The sequence below is a fragment of the Klebsiella planticola genome (assembly GCF_000783935.2).
In the GTDB taxonomy this organism is placed as follows: domain Bacteria; phylum Pseudomonadota; class Gammaproteobacteria; order Enterobacterales; family Enterobacteriaceae; genus Klebsiella; species Klebsiella planticola.
In genome coordinates this window covers 1,970,930-1,989,310 of the sequence record NZ_CP026047.1, presented here as the reverse complement: position 1 = coordinate 1,989,310, position 18,381 = coordinate 1,970,930, and the positions used below count along the sequence as shown (strand labels likewise).

At 51.8% G+C, this 18,381-nt stretch carries 13 protein-coding genes, 6 tRNA genes and 3 rRNA genes; 1 reads left to right on the top strand and 21 read right to left on the bottom strand.

Annotated elements, in window-relative coordinates; translation table 11 throughout:
* Positions 1–32: 32 nt before the first annotated feature.
* The 10 genes from rplJ to MC50_RS09605 form a co-directional block, all read right to left on the bottom strand.
* Entirely contained in the window at positions 33–530 is a 498-nt protein-coding gene (gene rplJ / locus MC50_RS09660; protein WP_001207203.1) for a 50S ribosomal protein L10, read from the bottom strand.
* A gap of 300 nt (positions 531–830) precedes the next feature.
* Positions 831–1,535: a 50S ribosomal protein L1 gene (rplA, locus tag MC50_RS09650; protein ID WP_004118413.1), complete on the bottom strand. Its 705-nt coding sequence runs from the start codon at positions 1,533–1,535 to the stop codon at positions 831–833.
* 3 nt (positions 1,536–1,538) lie between these two features.
* Entirely contained in the window at positions 1,539–1,967 is a 429-nt protein-coding gene (rplK, locus tag MC50_RS09645) for a 50S ribosomal protein L11 (RefSeq protein ID WP_003862340.1), read from the bottom strand.
* 153 nt (positions 1,968–2,120) lie between these two features.
* The gene (gene nusG, locus MC50_RS09640) at positions 2,121–2,666 is read right to left on the bottom strand and encodes a transcription termination/antitermination protein NusG (RefSeq protein ID WP_002438628.1); all 546 of its coding nucleotides are present in this window, start codon (positions 2,664–2,666) and stop codon (positions 2,121–2,123) included.
* Between the two features lies 1 nt (position 2,667).
* Positions 2,668–3,051, bottom strand: coding sequence for a preprotein translocase subunit SecE (secE, locus tag MC50_RS09635; protein ID WP_004118411.1), 384 nt, complete (start codon positions 3,049–3,051; stop codon positions 2,668–2,670).
* 229 nt (positions 3,052–3,280) lie between these two features.
* Positions 3,281–4,465, bottom strand: a complete 1,185-nt coding sequence (gene tuf, locus MC50_RS09625) for an elongation factor Tu (RefSeq protein WP_047663733.1) — start codon at positions 4,463–4,465, stop codon at positions 3,281–3,283.
* 115 nt (positions 4,466–4,580) lie between these two features.
* Positions 4,581–4,656: transfer RNA gene (locus MC50_RS09620), tRNA-Thr, on the bottom strand.
* 5 nt (positions 4,657–4,661) lie between these two features.
* Positions 4,662–4,736, bottom strand: a tRNA-Gly gene (locus MC50_RS09615).
* Positions 4,737–4,855: 119 nt separating this feature from the next.
* Positions 4,856–4,940: transfer RNA gene (locus MC50_RS09610), tRNA-Tyr, on the bottom strand.
* A gap of 10 nt (positions 4,941–4,950) precedes the next feature.
* Positions 4,951–5,026, bottom strand: a tRNA-Thr gene (locus MC50_RS09605).
* Between the two features lie 524 nt (positions 5,027–5,550).
* On the opposite strand from MC50_RS09605, the gene coaA reads away from it, so the two are divergent.
* A complete protein-coding gene (gene coaA / locus MC50_RS09600; RefSeq protein ID WP_094898638.1) occupies positions 5,551–6,501 on the top strand; it encodes a type I pantothenate kinase in 951 nt (316 codons plus the stop codon).
* 47 nt (positions 6,502–6,548) lie between these two features.
* Here the strand turns inward: coaA and birA are convergent, their stop codons facing one another.
* The 11 genes from birA to pepQ form a co-directional block, all read right to left on the bottom strand.
* On the bottom strand, positions 6,549–7,511 hold the full coding sequence (birA, locus tag MC50_RS09595; protein WP_047663730.1) for a bifunctional biotin--[acetyl-CoA-carboxylase] ligase/biotin operon repressor BirA: 963 nt from the start codon (positions 7,509–7,511) through the stop codon (positions 6,549–6,551).
* Positions 7,508–8,536 carry a UDP-N-acetylmuramate dehydrogenase gene (gene murB / locus MC50_RS09590; RefSeq protein ID WP_047663728.1) on the bottom strand — a complete coding sequence of 343 codons (1,029 nt, stop codon included), beginning with the start codon at positions 8,534–8,536 and terminating at the stop codon, positions 7,508–7,510. The genes birA and murB overlap by 4 nt, the downstream gene beginning before the upstream one ends.
* Positions 8,537–8,692: 156 nt before the next feature.
* Positions 8,693–8,808, bottom strand: a 5S ribosomal RNA gene (gene rrf / locus MC50_RS09585).
* Positions 8,809–8,901: 93 nt separating this feature from the next.
* Positions 8,902–11,807: ribosomal RNA gene (locus tag MC50_RS09580) — 23S ribosomal RNA — on the bottom strand.
* A 206-nt stretch (positions 11,808–12,013) separates the two neighbouring features.
* Positions 12,014–12,089 (bottom strand) — tRNA-Ala (locus MC50_RS09575).
* A gap of 109 nt (positions 12,090–12,198) precedes the next feature.
* A tRNA-Ile gene (locus tag MC50_RS09570) sits at positions 12,199–12,275 on the bottom strand.
* Positions 12,276–12,346: 71 nt separating this feature from the next.
* A 16S ribosomal RNA gene (locus MC50_RS09565) occupies positions 12,347–13,886 on the bottom strand.
* Together the 16S, 23S and 5S rRNA genes with 2 tRNA genes alongside form the textbook arrangement of a ribosomal RNA operon.
* Before the next feature lie 388 nt (positions 13,887–14,274).
* Complete coding sequence (gene hemG / locus MC50_RS09555; RefSeq protein ID WP_032690008.1) at positions 14,275–14,808, bottom strand: menaquinone-dependent protoporphyrinogen IX dehydrogenase; 534 nt, start codon at positions 14,806–14,808, stop codon at positions 14,275–14,277.
* An 11-nt stretch (positions 14,809–14,819) separates the two neighbouring features.
* Positions 14,820–16,271, bottom strand: coding sequence for a Trk system potassium transporter TrkH (gene trkH, locus MC50_RS09550; RefSeq protein WP_004119068.1), 1,452 nt, complete (start codon positions 16,269–16,271; stop codon positions 14,820–14,822).
* A gap of 41 nt (positions 16,272–16,312) precedes the next feature.
* Positions 16,313–16,927 carry an IMPACT family protein gene (locus tag MC50_RS09545; protein WP_032690010.1) on the bottom strand — a complete coding sequence of 205 codons (615 nt, stop codon included), beginning with the start codon at positions 16,925–16,927 and terminating at the stop codon, positions 16,313–16,315.
* Positions 16,927–18,258 carry a Xaa-Pro dipeptidase gene (gene pepQ, locus MC50_RS09540; RefSeq protein ID WP_047663727.1) on the bottom strand — a complete coding sequence of 444 codons (1,332 nt, stop codon included), beginning with the start codon at positions 18,256–18,258 and terminating at the stop codon, positions 16,927–16,929. Before pepQ ends, MC50_RS09545 begins: the two co-directional genes overlap by 1 nt.
* Positions 18,259–18,381 lie beyond the last annotated feature (123 nt).

The window sequence follows — 18,381 nt, the reverse complement described above, 5'->3', positions numbered from 1 at the left end:
CGTAAGCGAGCGCTTTATAAAGACAACTGCGATTAAGCAGCTTCTTTCGCATCGCGTACAGCAGCCAGAGTGCGAACCAGTTTGCCAGCCGAAGCTTCTTTCATGGTTGCCATCAGGCGTGCAATTGCTTCTTCGTAGGTCGGCAGAGTTGCCAGGCGGTCGATTTGCGACGCCGGGATCAGCTCACCTTCAAAGGCTGCAGCTTTGACCTCAAATTTTGCATTCGCTTTCGCGAACTCTTTGAACAGACGAGCGGCAGCGCCCGGGTGTTCCATAGAGTATGCAATCAGGGTCGGACCAACAAACGTGTCTTTCAGGCACTCAAACTGAGTACCTTCAACGACGCGGCGCAGCAGGGTGTTACGAACAACACGCATGTAAACGCCAGCTTCACGACCTGCTTTACGCAGTTCAGTCATTTTATCAACAGTAACGCCACGGGAATCCGCAACTACTGCAGACAGCGCACCTTTGGCTACTTCGCTGACTTCAGCAACAATCGCTTGTTTGTCTTGAAGATTTAAAGCCATTAGCTTTGCTCCTGGATGTTTGCCAGAGCTTATGCTCTGGAACTCACTTCACTCTTTCCAACGAAAGAGCGTCTTTAATACGGTGAGCAGAAACAAGCCAGAGTATCCAAAAAATAATCTTAGCGTTCTGTCACCGTCTACGCAGGGGATTAAGTTTCTGACGAAACACCTGCGGTCTTCGACGGAGGCCTGGATAGGCCAGGCTCCAACGAACAAATCTGTTTTTATCTGTCTGGCCGAAGCTAACAGAATCGTGGGGGTAGAATTGTAGACAAATCCACCGCCCACGTAAAGCTAATCTTAGTTCGCAGAAGCGCTCAGACCAGCCTGATCAACGGCAACACCAGCACCCATGGTGGTGGAGATGCTAACTTTCTTGATGTACACGCCTTTAGCCTGAGTCGGTTTTGCTTTTTTCAGCGCAACCAGCAGAGCTTCCAGGTTTTCTTTCAGTTTGTCAGCGTCAAAGTCCACTTTACCGATGGTGGTGTGGATGATGCCGTTTTTGTCGTTACGATAACGAACCTGACCTGCTTTAGCGTTCTTAACAGCTTCAGCAACGTTCGGAGTAACGGTACCCACTTTCGGGTTTGGCATCAGGCCGCGCGGACCCAGAACCTGGCCCAGCTGGCCAACAACGCGCATTGCATCCGGAGAAGCGATAACAACGTCAAAGTTCATTTCGCCTTTTTTGATCTGGTCAGCCAGATCTTCCATACCTACCAGCTCGGCGCCTGCAGCTTTAGCAGCTTCAGCGTTCGGGCCCTGGGCAAATACGGCTACGCGAACGGAACGGCCAGTACCGTGCGGCAGTACAGTCGCGCCACGGACGTTCTGGTCAGATTTACGAGCGTCGATGCCGAGGTTAACGGCAACGTCTACGCTTTCAACGAACTTAGCAGTAGCCAGTTCTTTCAGCAGAGAGATGGCTTCGTTGATGTCGTACTGTTTGGTCGCATCAACTTTGTCACGAATCACGGACATGCGCTTGGTCAGTTTAGCCATTTCTTAGTCCTCCACTACCAGGCCCATGGAACGTGCAGTACCTTCAATGGAGCGAGTCATCGCTTCAATGTCGGAACCAGTCATGTCGGCAGCTTTGGTCTGCGCGATTTCCTGCAGCTGAGCGCGGGAAATTTTACCCACTTTGTCTTTGTTCGGTTTACCGGAACCAGACTTGATACCAGCCGCTTTTTTCAGCAGAACTGCTGCCGGCGGAGTTTTGGTAACGAAAGTGAAAGAACGGTCAGCGTAAACGGTAATAACAACCGGAATCGGCAGACCTTTTTCCATGGATTCAGTTTTGGCGTTGAACGCTTTGCAGAATTCCATGATGTTCACACCCTGCTGACCCAGTGCTGGACCAACCGGCGGACTCGGGTTTGCCATACCAGCTGCAACCTGCAGCTTGACGTAGGCTTGTACTTTCTTAGCCATTTAAATTTCCTCGTTTGGGTGTAGCGCCTGAAAAGGCTCCCCGTGATAAATATCGCTTTATGGGAATCAGACCCATAAAAACAAAAGGCGCGAAATTGTATGTCAATTTCGCGCCTCGTGCAACGATTAAATCGCTGCTTTTTTGATCGCCGGTTAGGCTTTCTCTACCTGGGCAAAGTCCAGTTCAACCGGAGTAGCACGGCCGAAGATGGAAACAGAGACCTTCAGACGAGATTTCTCGTAGTCAACTTCTTCAACCACGCCGTTAAAGTCAGCGAACGGCCCATCGCTAACGCGTACCATTTCACCCGGCTCGAACAGAGTTTTCGGACGCGGCTTATCGCCAACCTGCTGCAGGCGATTCATGATCGCATCCACTTCTTTATCGCTGATCGGTGCCGGACGGTCAGAAGTACCGCCGATAAAGCCCATCACGCGCGGTACGCTGCGCACCAGGTGCCAGCTTGCGTCGTTCATTACCATCTGGACCAGAACGTAACCCGGGAAGAATTTACGCTCGCTCTTGCGGCGCTGGCCACCACGGATCTCGACCACTTCTTCGGTCGGCACCATGACTTCGCCAAACAACTCTTCCATATTGTGTAATTTGATATGTTCACGCAACGAGGTAGCTACGCGACCTTCAAAACCGGAAAACGCCTGAACGACGTACCAACGTTTTTTAGGAGCTTCAGACATCTCAGAACCTCAGGCCAGTGATAAAGGATACCAGGCGAACCAGAATACCATCCAGTCCCCACAGGATCAGTGACATTACCGCAGTAACCGCAGCAACAATCAGCGTGGTGTGCAGCGTTTCCTGGCGAGTTGGCCAGATAACCTTGCGGACTTCGGTTCTCGCTTCACGGGCGAAGGCGACGGTCGCCTTACCTTTAGTGGTTAACAGCGCGACGCCACCGGCAGCAGCGATCAGAATCACTACAGCCAGCGCACGCACCGCCAGCATAATGTCACGATAAAGGAAGTTGCCTACGATGGCCACAATCAGCAGCGCAGCAACGATCACCCACTTCATCGCTTCCAGGCCGCGCCCGCTCCCTTGAGCTTCGGTATTCGCACTCATAAACCAACCTGTCACAAGAATTCAGACAAATAATTTTGCCCCGCGAGAGCGAGGCAACCAAACCGAAATGCTCTGCTGCGTTTCGGACTTAACGCCCTCTACAGAGCCTGTCTCAGCAATGATTATGGCAAAAAAAATCACTGATGAGCCAGGTTCTGGTTCGAAAGCGTGCAAAAAGGGCATCAAATGATGCCCTTTTATTGCGCATTGCGTCAAATGTTATCAGCGATTAGCTGAGAACTTTTGCTACCACGCCAGCGCCAACGGTACGGCCGCCTTCACGGATTGCGAAACGCAGACCGTCGTCCATCGCGATTGGGTGAATCAGGGTAACAACCATTTTGATGTTGTCGCCCGGCATTACCATCTCTACGCCTTCCGGCAGTTCGATGGTGCCAGTCACGTCAGTTGTACGGAAGTAGAACTGCGGACGGTAGCCTTTGAAGAACGGAGTATGACGGCCGCCTTCGTCTTTGGACAGAATGTACACTTCAGATTCGAACTTGGTGTGCGGCTTGATAGAGCCCGGCTTAGCCAGTACCTGACCACGTTCGATTTCTTCGCGTTTGATACCACGCAGCAGAACACCAACGTTCTCACCAGCACGGCCTTCGTCCAGCAGTTTGCGGAACATTTCAACGCCGGTACAGGTTGATTTCGCAGTATCTTTGATACCAACGATTTCAACTTCTTCGCCCACTTTGATGATACCGCGCTCTACACGACCGGTAACAACGGTACCACGACCGGAGATGGAGAATACGTCTTCGATAGGCAGCAGGAACGGCTTGTCAATCGCACGCTCTGGTTCCGGGATGTAAGAATCCAGGTAGCCAGCCAGTTCGATGATTTTCGCTTCCCAGTCTGCTTCGCCTTCCAGCGCTTTCAGAGCGGAACCACGAACGATCGGAGTGTCGTCGCCCGGGAAGTCGTACTGAGACAGCAGCTCACGAACTTCCATTTCAACCAGTTCCAGCAGCTCTTCGTCATCAACCATGTCGCATTTGTTCAGGAACACGATGATGTACGGAACGCCTACCTGACGACCCAGCAGGATGTGCTCACGAGTCTGCGGCATCGGGCCGTCAGTCGCAGCAACAACCAGGATCGCGCCATCCATCTGAGCAGCACCGGTGATCATGTTTTTAACATAGTCGGCGTGGCCCGGGCAGTCTACGTGTGCGTAGTGGCGAGTCGGGGTGTCATATTCAACGTGAGAAGTGTTGATGGTGATACCACGAGCTTTTTCTTCCGGTGCGTTATCGATCTGGTCGAATGCGCGAGCAGAACCACCGTAGGTTTTAGCCAGAACGGTAGTGATTGCAGCAGTCAGCGTTGTTTTACCATGGTCAACGTGGCCGATAGTACCGACGTTAACGTGCGGTTTTGTACGTTCAAACTTTTCTTTAGACATCGATTGTCCCTCTAAGACACGGATAAATCGGTGATATCACCACATCAACCGGGCAACATGCCCGACTTGTTGAATGCAATAAACAGAGAGAAACAGGGAAGGAGAGATAAAGAAGTGGTGCTGATACCCAGAGTCGAACTGGGGACCTCACCCTTACCAAGGGTGCGCTCTACCAACTGAGCCATATCAGCACGTCTGGAGCGGGCAGCGGGAATCGAACCCGCATCATCAGCTTGGAAGGCTGAGGTAATAGCCATTATACGATGCCCGCATCCTGAAACTCGGCTACCCAGTTCTTTCTATAACAAAAAAAAGAGACTTATCTCTTTTTCTGTTTGAGTTGATTAGTTTAACCAAGCAACTCTGGCTTCGCAAAGCGTTGCCGAAAGATGGTGGTGGGGGAAGGATTCGAACCTTCGAAGTCGATGACGGCAGATTTACAGTCTGCTCCCTTTGGCCGCTCGGGAACCCCACCAGGCACTTGATGGTGCCGACTACCGGAATCGAACTGGTGACCTACTGATTACAAGTCAGTTGCTCTACCTACTGAGCTAAGTCGGCATCAAGTAGCGCGCATTTTAGGGAGACCTGCGAGTTCATGCAACTAAAAAATTGCATAAAATGTTCCATTGCTCATATTTTGTGCTCAAACAAGGAAAATCGTTGCAATTTCAAACAACGGAGCACAAAAAAACGGCATTTACCTAAGCGTAAATCGTACGCTGACCTGGGATATTTTGTTAAAGACCGGCATTTTTGACCTTCCGGGCGATTTCCTGAGCACCTCTGCATACGATAATCGATCTTTTAGCCCGCAGAGCAGGTATTCCAGCTTCACCTGAGAGCACCACTGACGACTCCCTTCCGCGGCATTTATTGCTCACCTAACCTGAGCGCTCTATTCACCTGATTAATAATTACCTGCGAACCCCGCTCTTGTGATGTCTGCATTAGAAAGCGCTATCCGATGAGTTTTTTTCTTATTATTCCTCGCAATCTGGTGTTACCCTCCTGCCCATTGTCCTGATTAACTTGTGTGAAGCATCCCTCGCTGCATTTGATTCGGCGATGCTAAGAACATGCTTATGAGCAAAAAAGAGCAGACGTTAATGACACCGTATCTACAATTTAACCGCAACCAATGGGCTGCACTTCGTGATTCCGTTCCGATGACGCTGACAGAGGAAGAAATCACGCGGTTAAAAGGCATCAACGAAGATCTTTCTCTTGAAGAAGTTGCCGAGATCTATTTGCCGCTGTCGCGTTTGCTTAATTTCTATATCAGTTCTAACCTGCGGCGTCAGGCCGTGCTGGAACAATTCCTCGGCACTAACGGCCAACGCATTCCCTATATCATCAGTATTGCCGGCAGCGTCGCGGTAGGGAAAAGTACAACCGCGCGCGTATTACAGGCGCTGCTCAGCCGCTGGCCGGAACATCGTCATGTTGAATTGATAACGACCGATGGCTTCCTGCATCCTAACGCCGTATTGAAAGAACGCGGGCTGATGAAGAAGAAAGGCTTCCCGCAATCCTATGATATGCATCGTCTGGTCAAGTTCGTCTCCGACCTCAAATCCGGCATACCTAATGCTACCGCTCCGGTTTATTCGCATCTGATTTATGATGTGATCCCCGATGGAGATAAAACCGTAGCGCAGCCGGACATTTTGATTCTGGAAGGATTAAATGTTTTACAAAGCGGGATGGATTATCCTCATGATCCGCACCACGTATTTGTATCTGACTTCGTTGATTTTTCGATATATGTTGATGCGCCAGAAGAATTACTAAAAACATGGTATATCAACCGTTTCTTAAAATTCCGTGAAGGGGCCTTTACCGACCCGGACTCTTATTTCCATAATTATGCCAAGCTTTCCAGAGACGAAGCGGTGAACATTGCCACCTCATTATGGAATGAGATCAACCTGCTGAATTTAAAAGAAAATATATTACCAACTCGTGAGCGAGCTAGTTTGATCATGACGAAAAGCGCCAATCACTCGGTTGATCAGGTTCGGTTACGTAAATAACGATTACAGAAAATAAAAAGGGAGCCAGGGCTCCCTTTTTATTCAGTTTATTCTGCACTTCGTAACGATATCTCACCACCAACCCAGGGTTTTATCACACCATCCTGCTCAAGCAATAACGCGCCCTGAGTATCGATACCGCGAGAAATACCAAATATTTCTTTATCGCCAATAATAAGCTTCACCGGGCGGTTGAGGAAGTTATCTAATTTCTCCCAACGCGCCAGATAAGGTGCCAGGCCATCCTGTTCAAAGAGCTGCAGGCCAGCGCGAAGCTCTTTAATCAGGCGCGCGGCCAACGTATTACGATCGATAGATACGCCTGCTTCCTGCAAGCTAATCCATCCCTGGTTGACGACATCTGACTCTACATGACGCATAGCCAGGTTGATCCCCGCCCCGCTGACTATCTGTGCCGCATCGCCGGTTTTTCCCGTCAGCTCAACCAAAATACCTGACAGTTTACGATCCTGAAGATAGAGGTCATTTGGCCACTTCACGCGAACCTTATCAGCCCCCAGGCTCTGGAGCACTTCTGCAATAACAATCCCGATGACCAGACTCAATCCCACTGCGGCAGCAGGCCCTTGCTCCAGCCGCCAGTACATCGAGAGATAGAGGTTTGCGCCAAAGGGAGAAAACCACTTGCGCCCTCGACGACCGCGGCCGGCCTGCTGATATTCTGCAACGCAGGCATCGCCGGATTGCAACTCATTAAGACGATCCAGCAAATACTGGTTGGTCGAGTCAATAACGGGAAGTACGGTTACCCGTCCATGTTCGATCTGTGCAGCGATTCGCTTTTCATCTAATAGATGGATCGGCTCTGGCAGGCTGTAACCTTTTCCCGGAACGGTGAACACATCAACCCCCCAGTCGCGGAGAGTCTGAATATGCTTATTGATTGCCGCACGACTCATTCCCAGACGATCGCCCAGTTGTTCTCCGGAATGAAATTCGCCATCCGCTAAAATTGATATCAATGTCAGGGGGATTGTATTATCTCTCATGCAATAGCCTCCTCGGCATTCACTTCACCGGTTGCGCCAATAAAGCGGACTTCCGGCTGGAGCCAGACATTGAACTTCTCGCCTACCTGCTGACGGACATAATGCGCCAGCTTAATCACATCGTCGCTGGTTGCCTGATTATCATTGATTAATACTAAAGCCTGCTGACGGTGTACCGCGGCCCCGCCGATGGTTTTCCCTTTCAGCTGACATTGATCGATTAGCCAGCCTGCGGCCAGTTTTATACGACCATCTACCTGCGGGTAGTGCGGAGCATTCGGGAACATGGCCAGTAGCTCCTGCCCTTTCCCGGCGTCAATCACTGGGTTTTTAAAGAAACTGCCGGCATTACCACTCACTTTTGGGTCAGGAAGCTTAGTCATTCGCATATGACAAACGGCGTCAAATACCTGACGTGGAGTAACGGTGTTTCGGTCAAGACGGGTCAGGTCACCGTAGGTTAATATCGGATCCCAGCGCTTTGTCAGGCGGAGGCCTACCGCAACGATGGCAAAGCGATCCTGATATTCGTGTTTGAAAATACTGTCACGATAGCCAAAACGGCATTCACTCGCAGAAAGACGCTGCTTATGGCCAGTTGCCAGCTCGATGCAATCAACATACTGGCAAACGCGCTGTAGCTCGACGCCATATGCACCAATATTCTGAATCGGGGAAGAGCCTGCACACCCAGGAATCAATGCAAGGTTTTCCAGACCCGGCATGCCATTATCCAGCGTAAACTGCACCAGTTGATGCCAGTTTTCTCCGGCCCCAACGTGTAGATGCCAGGCATCAGGCGTTTCCGTGATCTCAATTCCCATAATGCGGTTGATTATCACCGTACCGGCATAATCCTTCAGGAAGAGTACATTGCTCCCTTCACCAAGGATCAAAACGGGCTGATCCTCTGCAGTGGCCTGTTGCCATGCGGACAATAGCTGCTGTTCATTTTCAGCACGTACAATCGCTTTGGCCATACGGTCAATGCCAAAGGTATTCCAGGGTTTGAGGGAGTGATTCATAGTGGCTTCCTGATGCAAAATCTGCACTAGTTTACCGTATCTGCTGGGGGAAGGCTTGCTTGATTGCGGCCAGGCGGGTATTCAGGATGCTTCTGTTTTTCATGGACAAAAACGCAAAAAGCCCATCCGTCAGGATGGGCTTCTTACTGATTTGATGCCTGGCAGTTCCCTACTCTCACATGGGGAGACCCCACACTACCATCGGCGCTACGGCGTTTCACTTCTGAGTTCGGCATGGGGTCAGGTGGGACCACCGCGCTATCGCCGCCAGGCAAATTCTGTCATCACCCCGCATTCCTGCGCAGTGATATAATCTGTATCAGGCTGAAAATCTTCTCTCTTCGCCAAAACAGCTTCGGCGTTGTAAGGTTAAGCCTCACGGTTCATTAGTATCGGTTAGCTCAACGTATCGCTACGCTTACACACCCGACCTATCAACGTCGTCGTCTTCAACGTTCCTTCAGGACTCTCAAGGAGTCAGGGAGAACTCATCTCGGGGCAAGTTTCGTGCTTAGATGCTTTCAGCACTTATCTTTTCCGCATTTAGCTACCGGGCAATGCCATTGGCATGACAACCCGAACACCAGTGATGCGTCCACTCCGGTCCTCTCGTACTAGGAGCAGCCCCCCTCAATTCTCCAGCGCCCACGGCAGATAGGGACCGAACTGTCTCACGACGTTCTAAACCCAGCTCGCGTACCACTTTAAATGGCGAACAGCCATACCCTTGGGACCTACTTCAGCCCCAGGATGTGATGAGCCGACATCGAGGTGCCAAACACCGCCGTCGATATGAACTCTTGGGCGGTATCAGCCTGTTATCCCCGGAGTACCTTTTATCCGTTGAGCGATGGCCCTTCCATTCAGAACCACCGGATCACTATGACCTGCTTTCGCACCTGCTCGCGCCGTCACGCTCGCAGTCAAGCTAGCTTATGCCATTGCACTAACCTCCTGATGTCCGACCAGGATTAGCTAACCTTCGTGCTCCTCCGTTACTCTTTGGGAGGAGACCGCCCCAGTCAAACTACCCACCAGACACTGTCCGCAACCCGGATCACGGGTCTACGTTAGAACATCAAACATTAAAGGGTGGTATTTCAAGGTTGGCTCCATGCAGACTGGCGTCCACACTTCAAAGCCTCCCACCTATCCTACACATCAAGGCTCAATGTTCAGTGTCAAGCTATAGTAAAGGTTCACGGGGTCTTTCCGTCTTGCCGCGGGTACACTGCATCTTCACAGCGAGTTCAATTTCACTGAGTCTCGGGTGGAGACAGCCTGGCCATCATTACGCCATTCGTGCAGGTCGGAACTTACCCGACAAGGAATTTCGCTACCTTAGGACCGTTATAGTTACGGCCGCCGTTTACCGGGGCTTCGATCAAGAGCTTCTCCTTACGGATAACCCCATCAATTAACCTTCCGGCACCGGGCAGGCGTCACACCGTATACGTCCACTTTCGTGTTTGCACAGTGCTGTGTTTTTAATAAACAGTTGCAGCCAGCTGGTATCTTCGACTGATTTCGGCTCCACGAGCAAGTCGCTTCACCTACCATCAGCGTGCCTTCTCCCGAAGTTACGGCACCATTTTGCCTAGTTCCTTCACCCGAGTTCTCTCAAGCGCCTTGGTATTCTCTACCTGACCACCTGTGTCGGTTTGGGGTACGATTCGTTGTTACCTGATGCTTAGAGGCTTTTCCTGGAAGCAGGGCATTTGTTACTTCAGCACCGTAGTGCCTCGTCATCACACCTCAGCGTTAAAAAAGGTCCGGATTTACCTAAACCTTCCGCCTACATGCTTAAACCGGGACAACCGTCGCCCGGCTAACATAGCCTTCTCCGTCCCCCCTTCGCAGTAACACCGAGTACAGGAATATTAACCTGTTTCCCATCGACTACGCCTTTCGGCCTCGCCTTAGGGGTCGACTCACCCTGCCCCGATTAACGTTGGACAGGAACCCTTGGTCTTCCGGCGAGCGGGCTTTTCACCCGCTTTATCGTTACTTATGTCAGCATTCGCACTTCTGATACCTCCAGCAACCCTCACAGGCCACCTTCAACGGCTTACAGAACGCTCCCCTACCCAACAACACATAGTGTCGCTGCCGCAGCTTCGGTGCATGGTTTAGCCCCGTTACATCTTCCGCGCAGGCCGACTCGACCAGTGAGCTATTACGCTTTCTTTAAATGATGGCTGCTTCTAAGCCAACATCCTGGCTGTCTGTGCCTTCCCACATCGTTTCCCACTTAACCATGACTTTGGGACCTTAGCTGGCGGTCTGGGTTGTTTCCCTCTTCACGACGGACGTTAGCACCCGCCGTGTGTCTCCCGTGATAACATTCTTCGGTATTCGTAGTTTGCATCGGGTTGGTAAGTCGGGATGACCCCCTAGCCGAAACAGTGCTCTACCCCCGAAGATGAGTTCACGAGGCGCTACCTAAATAGCTTTCGGGGAGAACCAGCTATCTCCCGGTTTGATTGGCCTTTCACCCCCAGCCACAAGTCATCCGCTAATTTTTCAACATTAGTCGGTTCGGTCCTCCAGTTAGTGTTACCCAACCTTCAACCTGCCCATGGCTAGATCACCGGGTTTCGGGTCTATACCCTGCAACTTAACGCCCAGTTAAGACTCGGTTTCCCTGCGGCTCCCCTATACGGTTAACCTTGCTACAGAATATAAGTCGCTGACCCATTATACAAAAGGTACGCAGTCACCCCATAAAGAGGCTCCCACTGCTTGTACGTACACGGTTTCAGGTTCTTTTTCACTCCCCTCGCCGGGGTTCTTTTCGCCTTTCCCTCACGGTACTGGTTCACTATCGGTCAGTCAGGAGTATTTAGCCTTGGAGGATGGTCCCCCCATATTCAGACAGGATACCACGTGTCCCGCCCTACTCTTCGAGTTCACAACGTGTGCATTTTAGTGTACGGGGCTATCACCCTGTACCGCCGGACTTTCCAGACCGTTCCACTAACACACGCGCTGATTCAGACTCTGGGCTCCTCCCCGTTCGCTCGCCGCTACTGGGGGAATCTCGGTTGATTTCTTTTCCTCGGGGTACTTAGATGTTTCAGTTCCCCCGGTTCGCTTCGTTAAGCTATGTATTCACTTAACGATAGTGTGACGAATCACACTGGGTTTCCCCATTCGGAAATCGCCGGTTATAACGGTTCATATCACCTTACCGACGCTTATCGCAGATTAGCACGTCCTTCATCGCCTCTGACTGCCAGGGCATCCACCGTGTACGCTTAGTCGCTTAACCTCACAACCCGAAACTGTTTCGTAAAACAGTCCGCATTGCGAAAATTTGAGAGACTCGAACACACCGCTTTTCCTCTCTTATTACGGAGAAAGGAAACAGTGTGTCGTTTCAATTTTCAGCTTGATCCAGATTTTTAAAGAGCAAAACTTCGCAGCATACCTTTTCAGGTACACTCTGAAGTTTTCTTGTTGTGCAGCAGTAAAGGATGGTGGAGCTATGCGGGATCGAACCGCAGACCTCCTGCGTGCAAGGCAGGCGCTCTCCCAGCTGAGCTATAACCCCATCGTAATTTCTCTCTCTGTTTACCGTAATTCGATATCGGGCAAGGCGTGGTGATACGAAGCATACTGAAGTATGTGAGTATCGCCATAACGCAGCACGGTAGCGAATTTGGTAGGCCTGAGTGGACTTGAACCACCGACCTCACCCTTATCAGGGGTGCGCTCTAACCACCTGAGCTACAAGCCTGCAGAGATTTTTTACTGCTTATTTTTCATCAGACAATCTGTGTGAGCACTACAAAGGCAGGTTCTTTCAGGTAAGGAGGTGATCCAACCGCAGGTTCCCCTACGGTTACCTTGTTACGACTTCACCCCAGTCATGAATCACAAAGTGGTAAGCGCCCTCCCGAAGGTTAAGCTACCTACTTCTTTTGCAACCCACTCCCATGGTGTGACGGGCGGTGTGTACAAGGCCCGGGAACGTATTCACCGTAGCATTCTGATCTACGATTACTAGCGATTCCGACTTCATGGAGTCGAGTTGCAGACTCCAATCCGGACTACGACATACTTTATGAGGTCCGCTTGCTCTCGCGAGGTCGCTTCTCTTTGTATATGCCATTGTAGCACGTGTGTAGCCCTACTCGTAAGGGCCATGATGACTTGACGTCATCCCCACCTTCCTCCAGTTTATCACTGGCAGTCTCCTTTGAGTTCCCGGCCGGACCGCTGGCAACAAAGGATAAGGGTTGCGCTCGTTGCGGGACTTAACCCAACATTTCACAACACGAGCTGACGACAGCCATGCAGCACCTGTCTCAGAGTTCCCGAAGGCACCAAAGCATCTCTGCTAAGTTCTCTGGATGTCAAGAGTAGGTAAGGTTCTTCGCGTTGCATCGAATTAAACCACATGCTCCACCGCTTGTGCGGGCCCCCGTCAATTCATTTGAGTTTTAACCTTGCGGCCGTACTCCCCAGGCGGTCGACTTAACGCGTTAGCTCCGGAAGCCACTCCTCAAGGGAACAACCTCCAAGTCGACATCGTTTACAGCGTGGACTACCAGGGTATCTAATCCTGTTTGCTCCCCACGCTTTCGCACCTGAGCGTCAGTCTTTGTCCAGGGGGCCGCCTTCGCCACCGGTATTCCTCCAGATCTCTACGCATTTCACCGCTACACCTGGAATTCTACCCCCCTCTACAAGACTCAAGCTTGCCAGTTTCAAATGCAGTTCCCAGGTTGAGCCCGGGGATTTCACATCTGACTTAACAAACCGCCTGCGTGCGCTTTACGCCCAGTAATTCCGATTAACGCTTGCACCCTCCGTATTACCGCGGCTGCTGGCACGGAGTTAGCCGGTGCTTCTTCTGCGAGTAACGTCAATCACCAAGGTTATTAACCTTAATGCCTTCCTCCTCGCTGAAAGTACTTTACAACCCGAAGGCCTTCTTCATACACGCGGCATGGCTGCATCAGGCTTGCGCCCATTGTGCAATATTCCCCACTGCTGCCTCCCGTAGGAGTCTGGACCGTGTCTCAGTTCCAGTGTGGCTGGTCATCCTCTCAGACCAGCTAGGGATCGTCGCCTAGGTGAGCCATTACCCCACCTACTAGCTAATCCCATCTGGGCACATCTGATGGCATGAGGCCCGAAGGTCCCCCACTTTGGTCTTGCGACGTTATGCGGTATTAGCTACCGTTTCCAGTAGTTATCCCCCTCCATCAGGCAGTTTCCCAGACATTACTCACCCGTCCGCCGCTCGTCACCCGAGAGCAAGCTCTCTGTGCTACCGCTCGACTTGCATGTGTTAGGCCTGCCGCCAGCGTTCAATCTGAGCCATGATCAAACTCTTCAATTTAAGTTTGATGCTCGTGAATTAAACTTCGTAATGAATTACGTGTTCACTCAGAGACTTGGTATTCATTTTTCGTCCGAGGACGTTAAGAATCCATGTCACTTTGAGTGCCCACACAGATTGTCTGATAAATTGTTAAAGAGCAGTGCGACGGCGCTGAGCGCTCTGTCGCGAGGTCCCGTATAATACGTTTTCCTCATTCAGAGTCAAGCGTTTATTTTCGCTTTTCTCCGTTGGCGTTCATCTCTGAACCCCGCTGACCCGGCGGCTTGCGTGCCGTTGTTCCGTGTCAGTGGAGGCGCATTATAGGGAGTTCTGAGACGTTGACAAGCCCTGTTTTAAAAAAACTTTTCAACCGCTCAAATTCCCGCCATCACGCCCATTTTACGTGCTATTTGCTCGTCATTTGTGCGACTTCCCGCGCAAAATTGGCAACCTGCTTCCAGTCGGTATAGACGACTTCTTTACTGGTATCCGTTTCACCGCCGGTCATCTTCATTATCAGGCGAATCATGAAGCGATCGTACCAACGATAGCGCGGGTAGCGCAGTGCGCCGGCAAACACCGCGCTGCGCTGCGGCTGCCATGGCGAATTAAGCAGAAACTTACGCGTATAGCTATTTGTCTGCGGCGTACGCTTCTCTGGCTTACGCGCCACGAGATTCACCGAGAAAAACGCCCCCGGCAGCGCATTCAGCGATTGCAGGTGTTTCTTCACGAAACGGTCCAGCGCCGGATGAAAGTGTCCGTAACGAATCGATGCACCAATCACCACGCGATCGTAGTGGCGCCATTCAACCTCTTCAGTACGGTTGAGATTAACCGTATCCGCATCGATACCCAGCTCTTTCAACTCAGAGGCAAGGAAGGAGGCAATTTCACGCGTCTGCCCGTCGCGGGTGGAAAATAGAATCAACGTTTTCACAAGCACTCCTGTTATTCGCGCCAGAAAGTGGGGGTAAAGAGCACCAGTAAGGTGAACACTTCCAGACGACCAAACAGCATATTAGCAATCAAGATCCATTTCGCGACCGGGTTCATTGTCGCGAAGTTGTCCGCCACTACGCCAAGTCCTGGCCCGAGGTTGTTTAACGTTGCCACAACCGAGGCGAAAGCAGAAAAGTCATCCACTCCGGTCGCGATGATCGCCAGCATGCTAATAATGAACACCAGCGCATAGGCAGAAAAGAATCCCCACACCGCCTCCAGAATACGTTCCGGTAGCGCACGGTTGCCTAACTTAATACTGTATACCGCATTCGGATGCACCAGACGCTTGAGTTCACGGTTCCCCTGTTTGAACAACAGCAGTATGCGGATAACTTTCAGCCCGCCGCCCGTCGACCCGGCACAACCGCCAATAAATGCCGAGCACAATAACAGCACCGGCAGGAATAATGGCCAGCGCGCGATGCTGTCGGTGGTAAACCCCGCCGTCGTCGCCATTGAGACCACCTGGAAGAAGGCCTGATTCAGCGTCGTCAGCGCCGAGCTATACACATCATGCAACCACAACACCAGCGTACAAATCACCACCAGCGTCAGTTGAACACCAATAAACATGCGGAATTCAGGATCGCGCCAGTACACCTTCAGACTGCGTCCGCTGAGCAATGAAAAATGGAGGCCATAGTTACAGCCTGAGATCAGCAGGAAAACCGCAATAATCGTGTTAATGGTTGGACTGTTAAAATACCCTACGCTGGCGTCATGTGTAGAAAAGCCGCCAATCGCGATAGTCGAAAAGCTGTGACCGATGGCATCAAATGCCGGCATACCCGCAAACCAGAGCGCAAGCGCACAGGCTACCGTCAACAACACGTAGATAAGCCACAGCGTTTTGGCCGTCTCGGCGATACGCGGGCGCATTTTATTGTCCTTCAGAGGTCCCGGCATTTCCGCCCGATACAACTGCATCCCGCCGACGCCCAGTATCGGCAGTATTGCTACCGCCAACACAATGATCCCCATACCGCCAAACCACTGCAGCATCTGTCGATAGAAGAGGATGGCATGAGGTAAAGAGTCCAGCCCCACCAGCGTGGTGGCGCCGGTCGTAGTCAGGCCTGAGAATGACTCAAAAAACGCATCCGTTATCGTCAAATTCGGTTGTTCGGCGAAAATAAACGGTAGCGCACCGACGCTGCCCAGCACGGTCCAGAAGAGTACGACAATCAGAAAACCCTCGCGGGATTTCAGTTCGCCCTTTTCACGGCGGTTCGGCCACCATAATAGAGAGCCTATCGCCAGAGCGACAAAAAAGGTCTGGGTAAACGCCCGCCCCGCGCCATCGCGGTATATCAGGGCCACTAATCCCGGAAGGATCATCGTCCCCGAAAACAAAATGACCAACAGTCCAACGATTCGGGTTATGGCGCGAAAATGCATCTCTGGCGCTTCCTTTGGTATGCAAAAAAATCAGGTGGGGATTATTCGTCAATCTTCAGTAATTGCAACGAGCCACGACTAAAATCAGCCAGTTTTGTCGAAAAAGACGCCACTTCAGCTTGCGGAAGCGCCACACGAAGCTGGACGGAGGCCTGATAGTCACTGTCGACAATTTGTCCTGAGAACTGAGCCAACAGCGTTTCAATTCCGGCTAACTGCCCGTACTCACACTGCAAAGTATATGCGGTCAGCGGCGTCTTGCGCTGCGTTGTCAGCACGGCAAGCGCCTGATGAACGCCGCCGCCATACGCTTTAACCAGACCGCCGGTACCCAGCAAAATACCGCCGTAGTAGCGTACCACGACGGCCGTTATCTCGCCGACGCCGCTGCCCATCAGCTGCGCCAGCATAGGTTTACCCGCGGTGCCTGCCGGTTCGCCATCGTCAGAAAAACCCAGCTGTTGAGAGTCATTGGGTGGCCCGGCCACCCACGCCACGCAATGATGACGGGCGTCAGGGTGCTCCGCCCTGACGGACTCAACAAACGCCTTTGCCGCTACCACGCCGTCAGTATGTGCCAACAGCGTGATAAAACGACTTTTTTTGATCTCTTCGACAACGGTCACCGGCGCGGCCGGTATCAACCAACTTTCCATTACGCCAGTTTCAGGTCACGCGTCATATTTTCAACACTGTTTTCGTGGATGACGACGTTATCTTCAATACGGATGCCGCCAAACGGCTTCAATGCTTCAATTTTTTGCCAGTTGAAGTGTTTGCTAAACTGCCCTTCACGCCACGGCGCCAGCAGAGACTCAATGAAGTAGATGCCCGGCTCGATGGTCAGCACCATACGCGGCTGCAAAATACGTGTGCAGCGCAGATACGGATATTTCGACGGCGCAGCCAGATGAGTACCGCTATCATCCTGCATGAAGCCAGCCACATCATGGACCTGCAGGCCCAGCGGATGGCCAATACCGTGCGGCATAAACGGTCCGGTCAGGTCGTTTTCAACCATGGCCTCTTCGCTCATGTTGGTTACGATCTGGTGCTTACGCAACAGCTTAGCGATGCGTTGGTGGAACTGGATATGGTAATCCACATAGCTTTTTCCAGCCTTCATCGTGCTAATCAGAGCCAGCTGCTCATCGTTAACGTCTTTAATCAAATGAGCAAAGTCATTATCGCCGTGCGCCGCCCAGGTACGCGTCAGGTCTGCGGCATAGCCGTTGTATTCCGCTCCGGCATCCAGTAAGAAGCTGCGCGCTTCTGCCGGCGCACGATGATCCAGTTTGGTGTAGTGCAGCACAGAGGCATGTTCGTTAAGCGCCACGATATTGCTGTAAGGCACATCGGTGTCGCGATGACCGGTGGCCGTCAGATACGCCTGGTTGATATCGAATTCGCTCATTCCTGAGAGGAATGCTTCATGGGCCGCGCGATGCCCGTTGACCGCCGACTTCTGCGCTTCGCGCATGCAGGCCAACTCATAATCGGTCTTAAAGGAACGATAGTAGTGCAGGAAATCAATCACCCCTTTCGGGTTGATATGACTGGCCGCGATCTCCAGACCGAGCGCACGCTCCGGCACCGGCCCGATATAGGCGATATTGCCGCGCGCAGCTGGCAGCTGGCTACCAATACCGTCGGCTTTCGGCAGGGCAATCACTTCCACCTCTTCCGTCCAGAACGAGGTCGGCAGCGGTTCAACGTTATGCCAGTAATCGACCGGCAGGTAGAACCACAGTTTCGGTTTGTTGACGCCATCAACCAGCAGCCAGCAGTTGGGTACCTGCGTCACCGGGACCCAGGACTTAAATTGCGGGTTGACCTTAAACGGGTACGGATGATCGTCGAGGAAGACATTGACCAGCTCACCGGAGTGAATCAGCAACGCATCAAGGTTAAAACGAGACAAAGCATCACGGGTACGTTCTTGTAGGGTAACGATATGATTTTTATAGAGCGCGGCTAGTGATTCCATCTTTTATCCTTTGCTTTTATTAGATCGTGATTCCCCGCATCTTAGCACATCGGCCCCGGGCAGGGTGATTTCCGCCAGGTGTGATCCGACCAGCATTTATTTAAAGACTCATTTGCAATTCTT

Coding starts and splice junctions, on each gene's coding strand:
- rplJ (WP_001207203.1), bottom strand. CDS start 530: ATGGCTTTAAATCTTCAAGACAAACAAGCGATTGTTGCTGAAGTCAGC.
- rplA (WP_004118413.1), bottom strand. CDS start 1,535: ATGGCTAAACTGACCAAGCGCATGTCCGTGATTCGTGACAAAGTTGAT.
- rplK (WP_003862340.1), bottom strand. CDS start 1,967: ATGGCTAAGAAAGTACAAGCCTACGTCAAGCTGCAGGTTGCAGCTGGT.
- nusG (WP_002438628.1), bottom strand. CDS start 2,666: ATGTCTGAAGCTCCTAAAAAACGTTGGTACGTCGTTCAGGCGTTTTCC.
- secE (WP_004118411.1), bottom strand. CDS start 3,051: ATGAGTGCGAATACCGAAGCTCAAGGGAGCGGGCGCGGCCTGGAAGCG.
- tuf (WP_047663733.1), bottom strand. CDS start 4,465: ATGTCTAAAGAAAAGTTTGAACGTACAAAACCGCACGTTAACGTCGGT.
- coaA (WP_094898638.1), top strand. CDS start 5,551: ATGAGCAAAAAAGAGCAGACGTTAATGACACCGTATCTACAATTTAAC.
- birA (WP_047663730.1), bottom strand. CDS start 7,511: ATGAGAGATAATACAATCCCCCTGACATTGATATCAATTTTAGCGGAT.
- murB (WP_047663728.1), bottom strand. CDS start 8,536: ATGAATCACTCCCTCAAACCCTGGAATACCTTTGGCATTGACCGTATG.
- trkH (WP_004119068.1), bottom strand. CDS start 16,271: ATGCATTTTCGCGCCATAACCCGAATCGTTGGACTGTTGGTCATTTTG.
- MC50_RS09545 (WP_032690010.1), bottom strand. CDS start 16,927: ATGGAAAGTTGGTTGATACCGGCCGCGCCGGTGACCGTTGTCGAAGAG.
- pepQ (WP_047663727.1), bottom strand. CDS start 18,258: ATGGAATCACTAGCCGCGCTCTATAAAAATCATATCGTTACCCTACAA.